The following is an 18,036-nucleotide window of genomic DNA, read 5'->3' on the forward strand; positions in this document are numbered from 1 at the left end:
ACCATTTCAAAGCATTAACGAACAGGGGTATCCGCAACGGGGCGCGGCGGATAAACGCGCGTGGGCACAACGAGAATCAGCAGGATCAGGCCGACGGCCACCACCGCCATCACGCGGAACACATCCGCCGAGGCCAGCACGAGCGCCTGTTCGCGGATATGCGAGGCGAGCAGCGCGAGCGACGCGCTCTGATCGAGTCCCAGCCGGGCCGTCAGGTCGTGTTGCATCAAAGCCATGGTCTGCGGCCGGTTGCCGAGCTGGTCGATGAGCACGTTGGAATGAACGTGCTCGCGCATCGTCGTGAGACCTTCCGTCACGCCGCCTCCAACCACGACCGCGAAGCCCTTGATCGTGTTGAACCACGCCGACGCGAACGGGCCTTCGGCAGGGGTCATGCCGTTGGTAGCGAGCATCAGCAGCGGAATCACCGCCATCGGTTGCGCGAAAATCTGCAAGATCTGCAGTGCGTAGAAATTTTCGCGGGTCCAGTCCGAGGTCATGAAGCTGCCCAGCACGCACGAGAGCGCGATCAACGCGAGGCCGGTGGCGAGCACCCACCGGCAATCCACGCGCCGCACGTTGCATAGTGCGGCGACCGCCGGTAAGGCGAGCAGTTGCGGCAGCGCCACGCACAGCGCAAGCGGCGCCAGCTCGAGCGGCCGGTAGCCGTGCACCTCGGCGAGATAGCCGGCCGGCACGCCGGGCACCGCCACCAGGATCAGCAGCACGCCGGCGAGCGTGATCAGCGCATGCGTGAGGTTGCGGCGGGCCAGCAACTGGATTTTGAAGAACGGCAACGGATGAAACCATTCGTTGACGAGAAACAGCACCAGCATCGCCACGCCACCCACGAACAGTGCGCAGATCAACGGCGAATCGGTCCAGCCGAGCCGCGTGCCCTGCTCGAGCGCAACCACCAGCATGGCAATCGCCGGAAAGCCGAGCAGCACGCCACGCCAGTCGAACTGGCGAAAACGTTCGAGACGCAAGGGGTCTTGCGGCAAGCCCCACGCAATCATGCCGATCGACAGCAGCGCGAGCGGCACGATTTGCCAGAACAACCAGTGCCAGCCCACATACTCCATCCAGAGCGCCGCCAGCGGCGAGCCAAGGTTGGGTGCGAAGGTTGCGGTCAAGGCATAGGCGCCGAGACCATAGAGTTTCAGACCCGGCGGCAGGAAGCGCAACGCGACCGTCATCAGCATGGGCGGCAGACAGCCACCGGCCAAACCCTGCAGTGCGCGGATCGCGTACATCGACCCGAGCGCCGACACGAACGGGAACACCGCGCCGAGCAGCGCGAACATCACCACGGCGCCGATCGTAAAGCGTCGCAGCGAGAAGGTCGCGGAACACCAGGGGGCAAACATCATCGCCGACACCTGGGTGACCTCGTACACGGTGGACAACCACGAGCCGTCGTCACGGGCGATCCCCATTGCGCCGCGAATGTCGGGCATGGCGATGGCCGTTACGCGGTCGTTGAGCTGGGCGATGACGACTGCGAGCAGTACGCCTGCCAGACCGACGATCACCCGCAGGCCCCACGCACCGGGTGCCGGCGCCGCCTTCGGCGCGGCGGCCGCAGCGACCGCAACGGGTGGGGCCGGCGGTGCGGCGACCGTGCTCACGCTGCCGCTCCGCGCGGCGTATGCATGTCGTCAACCGGGATCGAGCCGGCGCTGCGATTCAGCAGATGAACGACCAAAGGGTCGACCAGGGGGGCGACCAGCGGATCGGCCGGATGAGCGATCCGAAGATCGGTGAAGAGGCACCGCATACAGCCTTCCTTGTGCTAAACGAATGAAGGCAGTGTATGGACGCCGCATCAGTCCGAAAATTGAAATCTTTGCACTCGACCGGTGCGCGCAACGCACTGGACGACGCGTGCGTTAAGCGGAACGAGCCTCCGCGACCGGTGAGCCGGCCGAACAAACCTCGCGAATCACGCGCCGCAGCCATTGGTGCGCACCGTCGCTCTGGTAGCGCGGATGCCAGCCCTGTACGATCACGACGGTCTGCAAGGGAATCGGCAGCGCGAACGGCTGCGCCCGGATGCCCATGCGCTGCACGGCCCACGCGACGTGCTCGGGCAGCGTCAGGATCAGATCCGAGTTGCCCAGCATGAAGACGCCCGAATGGAAGGTCGGCACGACCATCGACACGTGGCGCGCGAGGCCGAGCGCCTGCAGCGCCACATCGACCGGCCCGGACACGCGGCCGCGCCGCGACACGCTGATCTGGTCGTACTGCGCAAAGCGCTCGGGTGTGATCTCGCCGCGGAAGATCGGATGGTCGTCCCGCGCGAGTCCGACGAACTTGGTGGTGAAGAGCGACTGCACATGGACCTCGGTGCCCATCGGCCGCATGGCGCTGATGTACAGGTCCACCTTGCCTTCGCGCAACACCAGGTCCTCCGAATCGCCTTCCGGGACGAAGCGCAGCAAGACGTTGGGCGCCTGCTGCCGCACGCGCTCGAGCAGCACCTCGCCGAACGCGCTGATGAAGACATCGTTGGCATGCAGGTTGAAGCTGCGCTTGAGCGACGGCAGGTCGACTTCGCGCGCCGGTAACAGAAGCCGCAGCGCGCTTTCGACCGAGTCGTGTACCTGGTCGCGCAGCTCGAGTGCCCGCGGGGTGGGCACCATCTTGCGCCCCACCTTGACGAGGATCGGATCGCCGACGGTTTCGCGGATCCGCGAGAGCGTGCGGCTCATGGCTGGCGCACTCAGGTTCATGCGTCGCGCCGCGCCCACGACAGAGCCCTCTTCGAGCAGCACGTCGAGCGCCAACAGGAGGTTGAGATCGGGTGATTGCATAGGACGCAATTCTAACGGCCTGATGCTATCGGGTGCTGCATCGATTCATGCGTTCAACGCAGTACTCGCGTGCAACATGCGGTATTTCCCATTGCGTGCAGCACAGGCATCATACTTTGATTCGTTAATCCGACCTTGAATCCCACCTTGAGCCAAGCCATGTTCGACATCGTGCTGGTCCCCCTGGACGGCGCGCCCCAGCGTGCGCATGTCATCGATCTCGCCGCCCGCGCAGCGACACCGGGCAGCTCGACGCTGCATCTGCTGTGCGTCGTCGATCCTTCTTATGCGCAGCCGCCGGGCGACCCAATCCGCATCGAACCCAGCCTTCGCGAACCCGGCAGCATCCAGGCGGACGGCCTCGTCTACCCGTATGCCGTCGAGCAGACTGGCGATGCGGAACGCATCCTCGCGGCCGCCGCTGAACGGCTGACGGCACACGGCTTCGCGGTCGAGCGCCATGTTCGCGCGGGAGCGCCGGGCGACGTGATCGTCGACGAAGCGCGCCGCATCGCCGCCGACGTGATCGTGATGGGCCACCGTCACCTGTCGCGGCTGCGCCGCTGGGCCAACCCTTCGACCGCGGGCGAGGTGATCGAACACGCACCCTGCCCGGTCCTCGTCCAGACTCGCGACGGTGGCGGCCATGCATAACACTGATATGTATCGCGACAACGGCGAGGAAACTGTGAACATGATCGAAGTCCCCGCGCGCAGCATGTACTACGGCACGCCCGTTGCGCTCATCACCACGTCGAACGCCGACGGCTCCGAGAACATCACGCCGATGTCGTCGTCGTGGTCGCTGCGCAACCGTATCGTGCTCGGCATCGGCCTCGCCTCGCAGGCCGCTGAAAATCTGGCCGCGCGCCCCGAACTCGCGATCGGCTTGCCCGACGCCTCGCTTTGGAGTCACGTCGAGAAGCTTTCCGCGCTGACCGGCAAGCGCGAAGTGCCTGCGCACAAAGCCGCCCTGTTCCACTCCGAGCCCGACAAGTGGAGCGCCAGCGGTTTCACGCGCCTCGCGTCTCAGCACATCGGCCCCGGGCGCATCGCCGAATGCCCGCTGCAAATGGAGGCCGTCGTGGAAAGCATCACGCCGGTCGCCGACGACCCGGAGGGCTTTGCGATGATCGTGGCGCGCGTGCTTGCCATGTACGCGCACGAGTCGGTCGTGAAGACGGATAGCGCCACCGTCGATCCCGCGCGCTGGACGCCGCTCGTCTTCAGTTACGGCAGTTATCGCAGCGCCGGCGTCGAAGTCGGCAAGATGAAGCGGGCGGTGCGTCGCTAGGTTGAACTCGAAGTCGCATGCGCCCTGCCAACCTAAGTCGCGGCTGTCACCCGCATGGAGTGCCATAGACTATCGGCCACCTCGGTGGCGGAACGCCCTGCGGTCTCGACGATCAAACCGGCACAGTCGCGATACAAAGGATCCCTGATCGCATACAGCGACTCGAGCGTCTGCCGCGGATCCTGGACGTTGAGCAGCGGCCTGCCGGTGTCCGTGCGCACACGCTCCCACAGCAACTCCGGCTCCGTATGCAGATAGACCACCAGCCCGCGCGAGCGCAGCCGCTCGCGGCTCGCCGCATCGAGCACGGCACCGCCGCCGGTTGCGACGACAATGCCGGTGCGCGCAGTCAGCTCGTCGAGCAACAGCGCCTCGCGCTGGCGGAAGGCCGGTTCGCCCTCGTCGTGGAAAATCTCGCGCACCGTCTTGCCGACGCGCCGTTCGAGTTCGCGATCGACGTCGACGAAATGGAGTGCCGAGAGCGCCCCGAGGCGTGCGCCAATCGTGGTTTTGCCCGCCCCCATCATGCCGACCAGAACGAGGCGCCGCGCCTGCGAAAAAGCGCCGGCCGCGGCACTCAGAGACTTGACCATAGCGTTCCTCGTGGCCGCGTCGCGAAGGCGGTCCGGCGTTGCCGCACCGAGTTCGCAAGAATATCGAGCAGTGCCTCGACCGCGTCGATGTTCGGCGCGCTTGCTGCCGCATCGACGCCGCTATCGGGGCACGCGAAGGCGTGTGGCGCGGCGCTGTCGTAGCCGAGATCGGCAAACGCGCCGACAATCCGCGTGGCGCCCTCCCGGATCGCATCGCCGATGCTGTGGGCGAGCTGCTGGCCGTAATCGCCGCGCCCCGGCCGGTGCAGCATTTCGACGAGCATCGGATCCTGCGGGCCTCCATGCGCGCGCGCCTGGGCAGGAGTGCCAACGACAGCGCCCGCCTGAACCGGAGCGGCGCTCCATGAGCCGCTTGCCGCACGCGTGGCGCCGCCGTTCAACAGCCCCGGCGGTACGACAATGCCCGGCCGCAGGCCGGTGCCGGCGAGCGCGCCGCTGCGCTCGCCGCGCGTGGCTGCGCCGCTCGCAAGCGGCCAGCGCGGCCCCTCTGCGGACCCCACCGGTTTGCCGGGCGAAGCGAGCAGCGTCGTGGTGTCGAAGCTCCAGCGCACAGTCCACGCGGCCAGCGCCTCGAGCCGCGCGTCACGCCGTGTGGCGCCAACCGCGAAGGCGACCGGTAGCGCATCGTGTTGCAGCCGTGTGGCGAATTCGACCAGTTCCTCGCCACCGGTCGCACCCGCGGCGCCCGCCGCTCCGCCGACCGGGCACGCATAGACCAGAATCTCAAGGTCGTCCTCGTAGCTGCGCAGCAGCGAGCGCAACCAGTCGAGCAGCGGTTGCTGCGCCAGCAAGCGCGACTCGCAGCGCAACAGCACCACCAGACGATCGTCGCGCCCGTCGAGCACCGCGCCGATCCGCTTGCGCACCAGCTCAACGTTGAGCGACATCGCCGTCCTCCACAAACCAGGCCTGATGCAGCGTATCGATCGAAAGCATTTCCTTCTCGAAGCGAGGATACGAACCGAGCACCCGGTAACGCTCCACGACGCGTTCGAGATCGGCAAGCACTGCCCTGATCTCCGGATCGTCGCGATGTCCGGCGATATCGACGAGGAACCGGTAACTCCACGGCGCGGCGCGCTGCGGGCGCGACTCCATCCACAGCACCGAGACCTCATGACGGCCGATCGGCGTAAGAAAACGTGCGAGCGCGCCGGGGCTATTGGGAAGATCGACCGCCAGCGTGGTGCGGTCGAAACCGGTCGACGCCGCCGCATGCTGCCCGAGCACGAGGAAGCGCGTGCGATTGTCGGCAACGTCCTGAATCGCTTCCGCGACGATGCGCAGTCCATACTTCACCGCTGCATGGCCGCCGGCAATCGCCGCGTAGCCCGGCTTGCCGGAGGCCCGCCGGGCGGCATCCCCGTTGCTTGCGGTTTCCTCGCGGCGCGCGCCGGGCAGATGCCGCGCGAGCCAGCCACGGCACTGCGCCAACGCCTGCGGATGGCCGCCCACGCATTCGATCTCCTCGAGCGAGGTACTCACCGAGAGCAGCGTGTGGCAGATCGGGATGACCACCTCACCCGTGATCGAAACCGGCGAGTCGAGCAGCAGATCGAGGGTCCGCATTACCGGACCCTCGGTCGAATTCTCGATCGGCACGACGGCGTGTTCGAGGCCGCCCTGCACCACCGCGTCGAAGACTTCGTCGAGCGAGGCACACGCCTGGGTATGCACCGCTTCGCCGTAGTAGGTACGCAGCGCATCCTCCGAGTAGGTGCCCGTCGGCCCGAGATAGGCAACGGTCCCATGCGCCTGCAGTTCGCGGTTCGCGCGCATGATGGCCTGCCAGATCGACTCCAGCTGGCCGTCGCGCAACGGGCCGCGATTGAGCGAAGCAATCCGCTCGAGCACGTGCTTTTCACGCGCCTGCTGCCAGGTTGCGATGCCGCCCGCCGCCTTGGCGCGGCCGATCGACATCGCACACTCGGCACGACGGCTCAGCAGTTCGATGAGCTCCGCGTCGATCCTGTCGATCGTATCCCTGCATTGATCGATCTTCTGGTCGCAAGCGGCTTGCACATCGACTGAAGCGTGGTCCATTAAGCGTCTCCTCCTGGCTACCCTGACTACCTTGATAAAACTGTTACGCGGCCGCTTCCTGCACCTGCTGCGAGCGCTCGCGCAGACGCACCATCTGATTGAAGATGTTCTTGCGGTGCATCTCCTCGGTTCCGCCCACGCTCGCAAAGCCGAGCGCATCCCGTGCCAGCACCGAGAGCACGCCCTCGTGATAGCCGGTGCTGCCCTGCAGCTTCATCAGGCTGATCGCCGAGTTGACGAGGTCGTCGGCGCCGACCAGCTTGGCGATCGAACACAGCATCAGGCTATCGGGTTGCTTGCCAAGCAGCCGGTCGAGCGCCGCATAAGCGAGCCAGCGCGTGCGCTCGATACCGATGCGAACGTCGACCAGACGCTTCTGCACATACTGATGCTCGGCGATGGTCTCGTTGAAGCTGTGGCGCGCGCTGGCGTAGTCGAGCGCGTCGTCCAGATACGGCTCGACCAGCGCCGCGCTCACCAGCCCGTAATACAGGCGGCCCAACGAAATGATGTTGATGAGCTGCTGCAGGCCGCGCCCCGGCGTACCGAGGATCTGATCGCGCCTGACCGGCACGTTGTCGAACGTGATCGGGCCAGTCGGCAGGTCGCGATTGCCGAACTTCTGGTCCGGCTGCCCCAGCGTCATGCCGGCCGCGTCGTGGTCCAGCACGACCAGCGTGACGCCGTCCGCGTCCGTGCCGACGAGTTTCGTCACCACCAGCGTGAAGCTCGCAATCGGCGCATGCGCGATGTTGAACTTGTTGCCGGAGAGCCGGTAAGCGTCGCCGTCCGGAACCAGTTGCGTGCCGATGCTGCGCACGTCGGTGCCGGTGGTCGGCTCGGCAATGGCGGTCGCACTCAGCTCGCCCGCCAGGATTGCGCGGAAGTACTGTTCCTTCTGCGCATCGCGGCCGTACTCGGAGAACGCGCGGATCATGCCGGCCTGCGCGATTGCCGACAACAGCAAGGCGGGCGTGCGGATGCCTTGCGCCAGGCCGTCGAGGGCAGCGGTAAACGACCACCAGCCGCGTTCGTCGCCGCCGTATGCGCGCGGAATCGCCAGACGCCACAGGCCTTCCTCGCCGAGGCGCCGCCAGCCGGCGTGATCGAACCCCTCTGGCGCACCGCTGCGCTGGCGGGCAATTTCCGCGCCGATTTGCCGGAAGCGTTCGTGCAACACGCGCTCTTCCGTATTCCAGTCAAACTGCATGTGATGTTCCCTCAGGTGTGCCGTGTCGGCCGGACATGGACCTTGCGGACGTCGCGGCCGTTGCGAACGCGCAGCGTCAGAGTTCGCCCTGGAAGCTGAGCACCTTTTGCTTGAATTCTTCGGGAACCGGCGACGTCGCATTGCTGCCGTAGTCGAACATCACATGCGTCGACAGGCCACGCGCAACGATGCTCTGGTCTTCGCGCTCCATCAGATGCTCGATGTCGAAGCTCTTGGTGCCGAAACGGATCACGCTCGACTTGACCGTGACGTTGTCGCCGAAGAACGCGGGCGACACATACTCGCATTGCGTCTTCACCATGATGTGCGGCAGCTTTTCGCTGCGCGGCAGATCCAGCAGGTCGAACATATAGCTGAGGTAGGCATGCTGCAGGTAGTCGTAATACACGGGACTGCTCACATGTCCCATCGAATCGGTATCACGATACTTCACGACGATCGGGGTTTCATAATGCCGCTTAGCCATCTCTGTTCTCCTTGTTGGACTGAGTAGACCCATCGCGCATTCGCAAGCCTTGCGAATGCAAACGGGACGACCGAACAGTAGGTGATCGGGCATGGCCAAGTCCACTGCAAAACTTTATAGGGATGCGAAATAGTCCTTTAAAACAGGCACAAAACACAGCGCATCGTCCGAAGTCATTGTCCGGCTAGTAGTGTTTGCAGTTGCCCGCCCTGGACGCGGTCCTTATAACCGTCCCCATCCGCCCTCTTCCGGGGGCCAGCGTCAAGGGAGCCAAGCATGATGAGTGCATCACCGTCGGCCGGACTGAATCCGGTATCCCGTCTACTTTCACCGTTCGAGGTGCTCGCGGCGCAGCCACGCTTGCCTCACGTATCGACGGTCGTCGAGCGCGGGCGCGCCGCCGTCGCCGACGCGCTCGACGCGCGTAGCGACCGGCTGGTCGTCATAGTCGGCCCGTGCTCGATACACGACCCGCAGGCCGCGCTCGATTATGCGCAACGGCTGGCACGCGAACGCGCCCGTCTTGCGGACGAGCTCGAGATCGTGATGCGCGTGTACTTCGAGAAGCCGCGTACGACAGTGGGCTGGAAAGGGCTGATCAACGACCCGTATCTGGACGGCAGCTTCCGCATCGATGCGGGCCTCGTGATGGCGCGTACGCTGCTCAACGACGTCAACACGCTCGGTTTGCCGGCGGCGACGGAATTCCTCGACCCCTTCACGCCCGCCTATATCGCCGACCTGGTGTCGTGGGGCGCGATTGGCGCGCGCACCACCGAGTCGCAGACGCATCGCGAGATGGCCTCCGGCCTGCCGATGCCGATTGGCTTCAAGAACGGCACCGACGGCAATGTGCAGATTGCCGCCGATGCAATCCAGGCTGCGGCGCGAGCGCACCGCTTCATCTCGATCGATAGCGAAGGCTCGATCTGCACGGTCACATCGAAAGGGAATCCGCTTGGGCATGCGGTGTTGCGCGGCGGCAAGGAACCGAACTACGATGCCGTCAGCGTGCGCGCTGCGGCGGCGCGGCTGCATGCGGCAGGCGCCAGACAGCGGCTGATCGTGGATGCCAGTCACGCCAACAGCCAGCGCCAGTATCGCAATCAGATTCCGGTGTGCGCGGAGCTTGGCGCGCAGATCGCGAGCGGCTGCGAGGTGCTCGCCGGTGTGATGATCGAATCGAATCTGGCCGAAGGCCGCCAGGATGCCGCGCCGGGCAAGACGCTCGAATACGGCAAAAGCATTACCGATGCGTGCCTGTCGTGGACCGATACGGTCGACGTGCTCGAGCAATTGGCGGGCTCGGTTCGGGCGCGCCGGCTCGCCCGAACCGCACTGTCCTGCGAGGCCGTTGCGGCAGTTTGAGCGCAACGCCGCATAAGGCGAGCAGAATCGCCGCACGGTTTGGCTTGCCGATCAATGCAGCAGGCAGTGCGAGATTCGGACCGAAGCATCCGATGTCGTTCTCGCGTATGCGCTTTCGACGCATTTGACCTTACACGCGACAGTGTAGCGTTATTGAGATAGCATCGTTAAACTGAGCGATTGCGCGCGTGACCGCTACGTCGAGAACTTCGCGACTCTCGCGACAGGCGATGTGGCAGCAAGCGTGCACGGCATCCAGCATGTGTTTATCATATGCGCCGGGCTAAGCATATTGGCTGCGTGCGTGTCAGGCGTCGGCATAGGGCGCCCTGAAGAGGACGCAGCCTGCCCGCCTCCATGCATGCTGACTGAAGACCGATCGGTAGGCGTGCTTCGCGTCGTTGTTTTGATCGAAGCGCGCTGTGGGATCGCCCCTGCCTGTCGGGGACACGCAACGCCGGCTGCGAGAGAGCGCGTGCCGGCTGAGAGTGCAGAAGATGTTTTTAGACCAATAACATCCTTCCATATCAGCACCCCGGTGGAGACAGCAGCCCGATAAAGCGCATATCATGCGCCGCGCGTGTCGCCCTGTTTGCGCGCGAATACCAATCTCATTGCTTGCTGACTCGAGGAAAAAATGGATAACTGGCGCGAGAATGTCATGGGCCGGATCGAACAGGCCCGCGACAGTGCAGAGGTGTTTTCGGTGGTCGCAAGGAGTGCTCTCAGCCTTGGCTTCGAATATTGTGCGTTCGGCATGCGCATGCCGATCCCGCTGTCGCGGCTGCCGATCTATCTGAGGAACAACTACCCGCTGCGATGGCAACAGATCTACCGTGAGAGCGGCTATCTGCGCGCCGACCCCACCGTCTCGCGCGGCCTCGGCTCGACGCTGCCATTCCTTTGGCCGGCGCCCACGACAAACGGCAGCGAGTTCTGGCAGGCGGCGTGGTCGCATGGCCTCGCGCACGGCTGGGCACAGTCGGCGCGCGACCCGTCCGGCGCCATTGGCATGTTCACCTTTGCTCGCAGCCACACGCCCATTGAGCGCGCCGAGCTGGACGCGAACGAATCGCACCTGGAATGGCTCGCCCATTTCGGCCATACGGCGATGGCGCGTGCACTCCTGCCCAGCACGCTACCCGAGGTCTCGAATGGCTTGAGCGAACGGGAACGTGAAGTGCTGCTGTGGAGTGCGGAAGGCAAGACCGCTGCGGAGATCGGTTCGATCCTCGGAGTCGCCGAGAGCACGATCAACTACCACGTGACCAACGCAGTCAAGAAACTGCGCGCCTCGAACAAGATTCACGCGGTTGCGAAAGCAGCGTTGCTCGGGCTGCTCTTCACGGGGTTTGTGGGCACCGACGCGTCGATCGGCGCCAGCATGCCAGGCGAGCCGATGCGGCCCGTGACGGCTCGCCGCCCCAACGAAGTAGCGCGAGCCGCTTCAGAGACCTGTACGCCCGACTAAAGGGCACTGCGCAGAGCTGCGGCAGACTGCCTGCGCCCGGCGCGGCAAGGTTGCTGCGCGGTGGGTTTGCGCCGGGCCGTGGAGGCAGGTACTAGCGCGACTGGCTATTAGCGCAAATCGGGCCGATGCGCATCGGCCCCGGTTCGATATGCCGCAAGGCGCTCCGTCAACCCCGCATGCGCGCTCGGTGCATGAAGCGTCGAGCATTGGTTGACATCCAGCGAAAACACCCGCAGCGCCTCGCCTTCGAGGGTTAGGCCTGGACCTTCCGCTACCAGACGAATGCCTTTGCGGCTATAAAGACGCATCATGCCCGGCACGGCGAGTCCGATCAGACGGTCCACCTGCCGGTCAGCCGCCTCCGCGATCACCGCGCGCAGCAGCATCGTCATCCAGTCGCCTGCGTCGTTATCCGCAGACGCCGCCTCGCGCTCGTCCGACACCGCCACACGAGACAACTCCCACACACGCGGATCGACGACACAACGCGCATCGCCTGGGTCCGGCAGCAGCTTGGGCAGCAGATACGGCGCGGTGGTCGGCAACAAGCGTGCGCAACCGCGAATCGTTTGCGTGTCGTCGAGCAGCATGACGTAAAGCGTATTGGGGCCGTCGAACTCGTCCCATTCGGTGTCGTCGTGCGGCGCGACCATCGGCAATTGCCAGCCGAGACGCTTGACGAACACCTCGTGTCGATAACGGCCGAGGGCGTCGATCAGATGAAGAGGAAGGGTTAGGCGGCTACCTGAGATGACGGTCGGCATGGTCGTAAAGGCGCAGTTTTGACCTGCGTTACGATACCTGAGCGTAGCGCGTTGACGACTATGACTTCTTACAGGCGCGCGCTGCGTCCACTCACTCCGGGCCGAATAGCGTTGCCGGCGTGATGTAGAAATAGCCCATTTGAATAGCCTTTTCGATCAGCTCAGGCTTTGAGGCCACCATGAATTTGTCTTTCAGGGCATCAATGTGATGCTCCACGGTTCGCACCGAGATAGAAAGCAGATTTGCGATGCGCCGCGCCACCCCGCCGCGCAGCAAATAGAACAACACCTCCGTTTCGCGTCGTGTCAGATCCAACGCCTTTTCGCTGCCTTTAATCACAAACGTCCCACGCGGCATGGATCTCGACAAGCGCTGGCGTTGCTCGCCCTCGTCTGCTCTGAGCCGCAGAATGTCGCCGTTGATATGCGTGATGTCCGTGCCGTGCATCAGCACGCCGCGAGCATGCGTTTCGACATCGAAGAACGGCTTCTTCACCACCAGGTAGGCTTTCACCTGTTGGTCGGCAGCGTGATAGACGTTGATGCTTCTGATCGTGCCGCCGGTTTCGATCACAAACTTGTCCTGCTCCACGTATGAATCGTCGTATGAGCCGAATCCGGCCGGCAGATCCAGGTGGCGCAGCCCACGTAGCGAAACGTCTTCGTCCAGTCCCATGGACTTCTTGAACTCCGAGTTTCCATAGAGAAAAATCGAGCCGGCATCCTTGCACGCGCAAACGCCCGGCATCTGATCCATCAAACTCGAGAATGCCGAGCCGATCAGATTACTCATCGCGCCCCTCTCCTTAAACGGTAAACAGAACACTGGGTCCGGATCACTGCACAAATGACCCGCAGTCATGTTCTGCCTAGCATACACGCTAACAAGCTGCTCCGCACCCGCCCATCCCCTCAAGATGGGTAGAAAGTACTGAGGCGTTCCGGCAGACGAAGCGCTATCTTGGGACCAAGAGGCATGCGTACCCTTGGCATGGATTGAATCGCTCCATTGGCTGGCAGGCACGCAATTCTCTTAACCCGTTTATATCCCGTAACTAGTGCGACTCACACCGGTGGTATGCGACGCACGCGCCTCGCAGGCAGCTTGCATACGACCCGGCCGGGTCCACACGATTTCCGTTAGGAGCTAACCATGGCAAAGAACGAAGCGGTCATTAGCGCAGGCAAGGGCGTCACGTTCGTCAACATCATCGAAGTGACCCCGGACAACCAGGCCAAATTGATCGAGGTGCTCAACGAGGGGGTCGAGAAGGTGATCCGTCACAAGGAAGGCTTTATCTCCGCGAGCATCCTGGCCAGCAAGGACGGCACGAGCGTGATCAACATCGCGCAATGGGAAAGCCCGGCAAACGTGGCAGCCGTTCGCGAAGACCCGGCGGCTCAAGAGTACGCGAAGAAGACCGCAGCGATCGCAAAGGCCGTGCCTAACCTCTACTCCGTGGTTTCCGTGCATGCCTGATGCATCGCTAACTACGGCATCCTGAGAAAAATCAGGCAAGTCACGCCCCCGTTCGATTACGGGGGCGTCATTGCGTTCGACCGATCCACTATGAAGCGCGCCAAGTCATGACAACTACCATTGATACCGACGTTTTGATAGTGGGAGGAGGAATCGGTGGGCTTTCTACAGCGCTAGCGCTGCATGCCCAGGGAGTTCGCGACCTGCTCGTCATCGAGGCTGCCAACCCGATCCGCCCCTTAGGTGTAGGCATCAACATTCAACCCGCGGCTGTCGCCGAGCTCTACGCGCTCGGCCTGAACCGGGCGCTGGAACGCTCCGGCATCAAGACCGAGCGCGTCGCCCATCTGGACGAGAACGGCACGCTCCTGTGGAGCGAACCTCGCGGTCTGCCGGCAGGCAGCCCCTATCCGCAGATTTCGATTCACCGCGGCGCGCTCGAGATGTTCCTGCTGCGAGCCGTCAAGGGCAGGCTTGGGCGGAACTCGGTTCGCATGGGCATCCGGCTGCTGTCCTTTGTCGAAGACGGCGACGACTCGGTGCGCGCGATCGCTATCGATCAATCGACCGGCAAGGAAGTGCAGTTTCGCGCCAAAGGACTGATCGGGGCCGACGGCATCCATTCCGCCGTTCGGGCTCAACTCCAGGGCGATGGCAACAAGGTGAATCCCACGCCGGTCATGATGTGGCGCGGCGTAACCGAAGTCGACCGCTTCCTCGACGGCCGGACCATGATCGTCGCCAACGACGTGTATAGCACGCGGCTGATCGCCTACCCGATCTCCGGCGAGCATTCGCGGCGCGGCACCGATCTGATCAATTGGGTCTGCATGGTATCGGCGGACGCGCGTGCGCAACTCAATCGCCCCGACTGGACCGAACTCGGCAAGCTGGAAGACATCCTGCCGTATTTCTCTCACTGGAACATCGAGTCGCTCGACATCGCAGACATGCTGAGCAGAAGCCGTGCCATTCTGCAATACCCGATGGTAGACCGCGACCCACTGGAGCAATGGGGAGGCAATCGGGTGACGCTGTTGGGCGACGCCGCCCATCTGATGTATCCGGTTGGCGCGCACGGCGCGTCCCAGACGATCCTCGACGCATCCACGCTCGCCTTCGAGATTGCTCATCAGAAGGATATTGGAACCGCCTTTGCAAACTACGAAAGCGCGCGGCGCCCGATCACCAGCAAAGTCGTGATCGAGAACAGAAACAGAGACCGGGCCGAGCGAGCCTCGTCCGTATCCGGCTCGAGCAACGAAGAAAAAACTGCAGCTGTGAAAGACCTTGTGAGCCGCTATAAGCAAAACGTTGAAGGCCGATAAATCTTTCTTGAATCCCCCTAAGGAGACAGACTTGAGCAAACCCCAACAGCGTCTTGACGCCGTAGTGATCGGCGCAGGCTTCGCCGGAATCTATGCGTTATACAAGCTTCATGTTCAGCTCGGGCTGAGCGTCCGGTGTTTCGAGAAAGGCAGCGGTGTCGGCGGGACCTGGTTCTGGAACCGCTACCCGGGCGCCCGCACGGACACGGAAACGCGTGTCTACCGGTACTCGTTCGACAAGGAAATCTACGACGCTTGGGACTGGCGCAGCCGCTTCGCCAACCAGCCCGAAGTATTGAGCTATCTCGAGGCCGTTACCCGGCACTACAGGCTCGACGAACATATCTCCCTGAACACCTTCGTCAAGTCCGCAATCTACGACGAAAGCGCGCAGGAATGGACCGTCACTACCGCCGATGACGACACGTACATCTGCAAATATCTCGTTAGCGCGATCGGCGTGCTTTCCAAGCTGAACACACCGGATATCCCCGGCCGCGAGAAATTCCGCGGCAGTATCGTGCACACGGGAAACTGGCCGAAAGACCTCACCGTCGATCAAAAGAAGATCGGGGTGATCGGCACCGGGTCGACCGGCGTTCAGCTCATTTCCGCCGCGGCGAAATCGGCTCAGCATGTGACCGTGTTTCAGCGCTCCGCGCAATATTGCGTGCCCGCTGGCGACGATCTGATCGACGAGCAGGAAATCGCCGACTATAGAGAAAAGTTCGAAGACGTGTGGAAGGACATCAGAGACACGCGGGTGGCCTGCGGCTTTCCTGAGAGTCAGGTGCCGGCGCTCAGCGTTTCGCCCGAAGAGCGAGAAAGGGTGTTCGAGGAAAACTGGCGGATCGGAACCGGATTCCGCTTCATGTTCGCCACCTTCTCGGACATTGCCAGCAATGAGGAAGCCAACCGCGAAGCGACGAACTTTATAGAAAGAAAGATCCGTGCGATCGTCAAAGATCCCGAAACGGCGCGCAAGCTCATTCCGGACGAACTCTATGCCAAGCGGCCGATCTCCATCAACAACTACTATCAGGTCTACAACCAGCCCAACGTCTCCCTGGTCTCGTTGAAGGACACCAAAATCGTCGAGTTCACTGAAACCGGCGTACGTACCGACGATGGGCAGGAGCACGAGCTGGACATTCTGGCTCATGCGACCGGCTTCGATACGATCATCGGCAGTTTCAAGGACATCGAAATTCGTGGCCTGAACGGTCTCGAGCTACAGCACCACTGGAAGGATGAAGCGACCAGCTATATGGGCGTCGCAACGGCGAACTTCCCGAATTTCTTCATGGTTCCCGGCCCGAAGAGCGTCTTTTGCAACATCCCGACTGGGATCGAAGCGCAGCTCGACTGGATCGCACAGTTGATCAAGAAGGCCGAGGCAGATTCCATCACAGCGATTCGCGTCACCCCCGATGCGGAACAGGAGTGGACAACGGTCTGCAATACGTTTGCGGCATACACGCTGTTGCCCAAGGTCAAGTCGTGGATCTTCGGCGCCAACATCCCGAACGCCAGGAGTCAGACCTTGTTCTATTTCGGCGGCCTCAACAGCTACCGTCAGGCCTGGTCTGAGTTGTCGAAGAATAGCTTCAAAGGCTTTCTCTTCGAGAGCGGCAAGTAGTCCAGGCTTTCTGTAAAGGTATGGCGCCCTCCCGTTTTCTTCGGGAGGGCGCCATACGCTCAGCGAATGATCAGGGTTACGCAGAGACCTGATCGTATTGCGCGGTACTAGCCCGTTCCCGCCCACGCCGGCGCTCCCGCACGGCGGAGGCCAACGCATCGAGACACTCGACCGTGTCGCCCCACCCGATACAGCCGTCCGTAATGCTCTGCCCGTATACGAGCGGAACATCGGTTGCGACAACCTGTTTGCCCGCCACCAGGTTCGACTCGATCATGACGCCCGCGATACGCCTGTCGCCCCCGGTCACCTGCGCTGCAATGGACGCGCACACCGATAGCTGATTCTCGTGGTCCTTCCCGCTATTGCCGTGACTCGCGTCAATGACCAGGTACGGCGGCAATCCAGATGACTCGAGAGAATGACAGGCTTCCTGGACGCTTTGCGCGTCATAGTTCGGTTGCTTGCCGCCGCGCAGGATGATGTGACAGTCCGGGTTGCCCGCCGTTTGCGCCCTGACGAACTCACCGCCTGCGTCGGCCGCGAGGAATACATGTTCCCGGCTTGCTGCGCGGATCGCATCAATTGCTACCTGCACGTTGCCCTGCGTGCCGTTCTTGAAGCCGATCGGACATGGCAGTCCCGACGCCAGTTCGCGATGGATTTGCGATTCCGTCGTGCGCGCCCCGATTGCGCCCCAGCTCACCAGATCGGCCAGATAGTGCGGTGTCGCCAGATCCAGAAACTCGCACGCAACCGGCAAGCCGGTTGCCGTGATATCGAGCAGCAGCTGGCGCGCAAGCCGCAGCCCATGGCCGATGTCACAGCTTCCATCCAGAAAGGGGTCGTTGATCAAGCCCTTCCATCCCACCGTGGTCCTCGGCTTCTCGAAGTAGACCCGCATCAGGATCTCGAGATCGTCACGGAATTGGTGCCGCCGTTCCACGAGACGCTTTGCGTATTCCCGTGCACTGTACGGGTCGTGGATCGAGCAAGGCCCAACCACCACCAGCAGCCGGTCGTTTTTTCCGTGCAAGATCTCCGCAACGTCCTTGCGCGAATGGGACACCCGCTGCTCGCCCGTTGCGTCGCCACTGAAGAGCCGTTTCAGTTCCGTTGGTTGTTCAACCTTGCTACTTTTCCCCCACCGCCGATTGCTCGTCGTTGATAACATTTGAACTACTCCCGGTATCGAAAAACATCATTAATAGCGGCTCAATCTCTATAGTTGTGCGTACAACTATATGGTTTTAAAAAGGAAGATTTTGCCGAGGGCATTCCAGAGCTGCGTGATGGCCATGCCGGCGCGCAGTGAAGACGGATTTTCACGAGCAAGACGTAAATAGACGACGCGCGGACTATCCCGGCGACAACTCATTGTCGGCGCGTTGGGCGACTCAACGCTAGTGCTGAGGTGTGGGTTTTCACCAGGACACCCCGTACTTTCACTAGGGTGCCGCTATCGTTGTATGGGGATCGTTAGGGCTGCAACGGCGCCGAGCGGAATTTCGATATTTTC

The 18,036-nt window shown here is 62.8% G+C and carries 18 protein-coding genes; 7 read left to right on the forward strand and 11 right to left on the reverse strand.

Translation table 11 applies throughout. The features are described from left to right. Positions 1-14 precede the first annotated feature (14 nt). The 3 genes from BLQ92_RS16590 to BLQ92_RS16595 form a co-directional block, all read right to left on the reverse strand. On the reverse strand, positions 15-1,631 hold the full coding sequence (locus BLQ92_RS16590; protein ID WP_090685616.1) for an MFS transporter: 1,617 nt from the start codon (positions 1,629-1,631) through the stop codon (positions 15-17). Beyond that, positions 1,628-1,780, reverse strand: a complete 153-nt coding sequence (locus tag BLQ92_RS40020; protein WP_176860757.1) for a hypothetical protein — start codon at positions 1,778-1,780, stop codon at positions 1,628-1,630. Before BLQ92_RS40020 ends, BLQ92_RS16590 begins: the two co-directional genes overlap by 4 nt. 112 nt (positions 1,781-1,892) lie before the next feature. Then, a complete protein-coding gene (locus BLQ92_RS16595; protein WP_090685617.1) occupies positions 1,893-2,819 on the reverse strand; it encodes a LysR family transcriptional regulator in 927 nt (308 codons plus the stop codon). Between the two features lie 159 nt (positions 2,820-2,978). Between BLQ92_RS16595 and BLQ92_RS16600 the strand changes: the two genes are divergently transcribed. Continuing rightward, positions 2,979-3,473, forward strand: a complete 495-nt coding sequence (locus BLQ92_RS16600) for a universal stress protein (protein ID WP_090685618.1) — start codon at positions 2,979-2,981, stop codon at positions 3,471-3,473. Then, complete coding sequence (locus tag BLQ92_RS16605; RefSeq protein WP_090685619.1) at positions 3,466-4,113, forward strand: flavin reductase family protein; 648 nt, start codon at positions 3,466-3,468, stop codon at positions 4,111-4,113. The genes BLQ92_RS16600 and BLQ92_RS16605 overlap by 8 nt, the downstream gene beginning before the upstream one ends. Positions 4,114-4,145: 32 nt before the next feature. Here BLQ92_RS16605 and BLQ92_RS16610 read toward each other — a convergent pair whose 3' ends face one another. The 5 genes from BLQ92_RS16610 to BLQ92_RS16630 all read right to left on the reverse strand — a co-directional run bounded on the left by BLQ92_RS16610 (position 4,146) and on the right by BLQ92_RS16630 (position 8,467). Next, entirely contained in the window at positions 4,146-4,706 is a 561-nt protein-coding gene (locus tag BLQ92_RS16610) for a shikimate kinase (RefSeq protein ID WP_090685620.1), read from the reverse strand. Then, positions 4,691-5,614 carry a hypothetical protein gene (locus tag BLQ92_RS16615; protein WP_090685621.1) on the reverse strand — a complete coding sequence of 308 codons (924 nt, stop codon included), beginning with the start codon at positions 5,612-5,614 and terminating at the stop codon, positions 4,691-4,693. The genes BLQ92_RS16610 and BLQ92_RS16615 overlap by 16 nt, the downstream gene beginning before the upstream one ends. Beyond that, a complete protein-coding gene (gene pheA, locus BLQ92_RS16620; protein WP_176860758.1) occupies positions 5,598-6,770 on the reverse strand; it encodes a prephenate dehydratase in 1,173 nt (390 codons plus the stop codon). The genes BLQ92_RS16615 and pheA overlap by 17 nt, the downstream gene beginning before the upstream one ends. A 43-nt stretch (positions 6,771-6,813) precedes the next feature. Then, complete coding sequence (locus BLQ92_RS16625; RefSeq protein ID WP_090685623.1) at positions 6,814-7,980, reverse strand: acyl-CoA dehydrogenase family protein; 1,167 nt, start codon at positions 7,978-7,980, stop codon at positions 6,814-6,816. Between the two features lie 76 nt (positions 7,981-8,056). Next, positions 8,057-8,467 (reverse strand): acyl-CoA thioesterase, encoded by a 411-nt coding sequence (locus BLQ92_RS16630; RefSeq protein ID WP_090685624.1) that lies wholly within the window; start codon positions 8,465-8,467, stop codon positions 8,057-8,059. A gap of 276 nt (positions 8,468-8,743) precedes the next feature. On the opposite strand from BLQ92_RS16630, the gene BLQ92_RS16635 reads away from it, so the two are divergent. Both BLQ92_RS16635 and BLQ92_RS16640 read left to right on the forward strand, forming a co-directional pair. Further along, positions 8,744-9,835 carry a 3-deoxy-7-phosphoheptulonate synthase gene (locus BLQ92_RS16635; protein ID WP_244106291.1) on the forward strand — a complete coding sequence of 364 codons (1,092 nt, stop codon included), beginning with the start codon at positions 8,744-8,746 and terminating at the stop codon, positions 9,833-9,835. A gap of 637 nt (positions 9,836-10,472) precedes the next feature. Beyond that, on the forward strand, positions 10,473-11,306 hold the full coding sequence (locus tag BLQ92_RS16640; protein WP_090685625.1) for an autoinducer binding domain-containing protein: 834 nt from the start codon (positions 10,473-10,475) through the stop codon (positions 11,304-11,306). A 107-nt stretch (positions 11,307-11,413) separates the two neighbouring features. On the opposite strand, the gene BLQ92_RS16645 is transcribed toward BLQ92_RS16640, so the two are convergent. Together BLQ92_RS16645 and BLQ92_RS16650 are read right to left on the reverse strand one after the other, a co-directional pair. Continuing rightward, positions 11,414-12,070 (reverse strand): acyl-homoserine-lactone synthase, encoded by a 657-nt coding sequence (locus tag BLQ92_RS16645; protein WP_090685626.1) that lies wholly within the window; start codon positions 12,068-12,070, stop codon positions 11,414-11,416. Positions 12,071-12,161: 91 nt separating this feature from the next. Further along, on the reverse strand, positions 12,162-13,094 hold the full coding sequence (locus tag BLQ92_RS16650; protein ID WP_143016601.1) for a PAS and helix-turn-helix domain-containing protein: 933 nt from the start codon (positions 13,092-13,094) through the stop codon (positions 12,162-12,164). Positions 13,095-13,223: 129 nt separating this feature from the next. Between BLQ92_RS16650 and BLQ92_RS16655 the strand changes: the two genes are divergently transcribed. The 3 genes from BLQ92_RS16655 to BLQ92_RS16665 all read left to right on the forward strand — a co-directional run bounded on the left by BLQ92_RS16655 (position 13,224) and on the right by BLQ92_RS16665 (position 16,517). After that, positions 13,224-13,550, forward strand: a complete 327-nt coding sequence (locus tag BLQ92_RS16655) for an antibiotic biosynthesis monooxygenase (protein ID WP_090685628.1) — start codon at positions 13,224-13,226, stop codon at positions 13,548-13,550. A 107-nt stretch (positions 13,551-13,657) separates the two neighbouring features. Then, positions 13,658-14,878 (forward strand): FAD-dependent monooxygenase, encoded by a 1,221-nt coding sequence (locus tag BLQ92_RS16660; protein ID WP_090685629.1) that lies wholly within the window; start codon positions 13,658-13,660, stop codon positions 14,876-14,878. Between the two features lie 31 nt (positions 14,879-14,909). Then, positions 14,910-16,517 carry a flavin-containing monooxygenase gene (locus tag BLQ92_RS16665; protein ID WP_090685630.1) on the forward strand — a complete coding sequence of 536 codons (1,608 nt, stop codon included), beginning with the start codon at positions 14,910-14,912 and terminating at the stop codon, positions 16,515-16,517. A 76-nt stretch (positions 16,518-16,593) separates the two neighbouring features. Here the strand turns inward: BLQ92_RS16665 and BLQ92_RS16670 are convergent, their stop codons facing one another. Next, positions 16,594-17,691, reverse strand: a complete 1,098-nt coding sequence (locus tag BLQ92_RS16670; RefSeq protein WP_090685631.1) for a 3-deoxy-7-phosphoheptulonate synthase — start codon at positions 17,689-17,691, stop codon at positions 16,594-16,596. Positions 17,692-18,036 lie beyond the last annotated feature (345 nt).

This window comes from Paraburkholderia phenazinium (assembly GCF_900100735.1).
GTDB lineage: Bacteria > Pseudomonadota > Gammaproteobacteria > Burkholderiales > Burkholderiaceae > Paraburkholderia > Paraburkholderia phenazinia.

What these genes read in the sequence shown, in the direction of transcription:
- BLQ92_RS40020 (WP_176860757.1), bottom strand. Translation starts at nt 1,780, where the DNA reads ATGCGGTGCCTCTTCACCGATCTTCGGATCGCTCATCCGGCCGATCCG.
- BLQ92_RS16595 (WP_090685617.1), bottom strand. Translation starts at nt 2,819, where the DNA reads ATGCAATCACCCGATCTCAACCTCCTGTTGGCGCTCGACGTGCTGCTC.
- BLQ92_RS16600 (WP_090685618.1), top strand. Translation starts at nt 2,979, where the DNA reads ATGTTCGACATCGTGCTGGTCCCCCTGGACGGCGCGCCCCAGCGTGCG.
- BLQ92_RS16605 (WP_090685619.1), top strand. Translation starts at nt 3,466, where the DNA reads ATGCATAACACTGATATGTATCGCGACAACGGCGAGGAAACTGTGAAC.
- BLQ92_RS16610 (WP_090685620.1), bottom strand. Translation starts at nt 4,706, where the DNA reads ATGGTCAAGTCTCTGAGTGCCGCGGCCGGCGCTTTTTCGCAGGCGCGG.
- BLQ92_RS16615 (WP_090685621.1), bottom strand. Translation starts at nt 5,614, where the DNA reads ATGTCGCTCAACGTTGAGCTGGTGCGCAAGCGGATCGGCGCGGTGCTC.
- pheA (WP_176860758.1), bottom strand. Translation starts at nt 6,770, where the DNA reads ATGGACCACGCTTCAGTCGATGTGCAAGCCGCTTGCGACCAGAAGATC.
- BLQ92_RS16625 (WP_090685623.1), bottom strand. Translation starts at nt 7,980, where the DNA reads ATGCAGTTTGACTGGAATACGGAAGAGCGCGTGTTGCACGAACGCTTC.
- BLQ92_RS16630 (WP_090685624.1), bottom strand. Translation starts at nt 8,467, where the DNA reads ATGGCTAAGCGGCATTATGAAACCCCGATCGTCGTGAAGTATCGTGAT.
- BLQ92_RS16635 (WP_244106291.1), top strand. Translation starts at nt 8,744, where the DNA reads ATGATGAGTGCATCACCGTCGGCCGGACTGAATCCGGTATCCCGTCTA.
- BLQ92_RS16640 (WP_090685625.1), top strand. Translation starts at nt 10,473, where the DNA reads ATGGATAACTGGCGCGAGAATGTCATGGGCCGGATCGAACAGGCCCGC.
- BLQ92_RS16645 (WP_090685626.1), bottom strand. Translation starts at nt 12,070, where the DNA reads ATGCCGACCGTCATCTCAGGTAGCCGCCTAACCCTTCCTCTTCATCTG.
- BLQ92_RS16655 (WP_090685628.1), top strand. Translation starts at nt 13,224, where the DNA reads ATGGCAAAGAACGAAGCGGTCATTAGCGCAGGCAAGGGCGTCACGTTC.
- BLQ92_RS16660 (WP_090685629.1), top strand. Translation starts at nt 13,658, where the DNA reads ATGACAACTACCATTGATACCGACGTTTTGATAGTGGGAGGAGGAATC.
- BLQ92_RS16670 (WP_090685631.1), bottom strand. Translation starts at nt 17,691, where the DNA reads ATGTTATCAACGACGAGCAATCGGCGGTGGGGGAAAAGTAGCAAGGTT.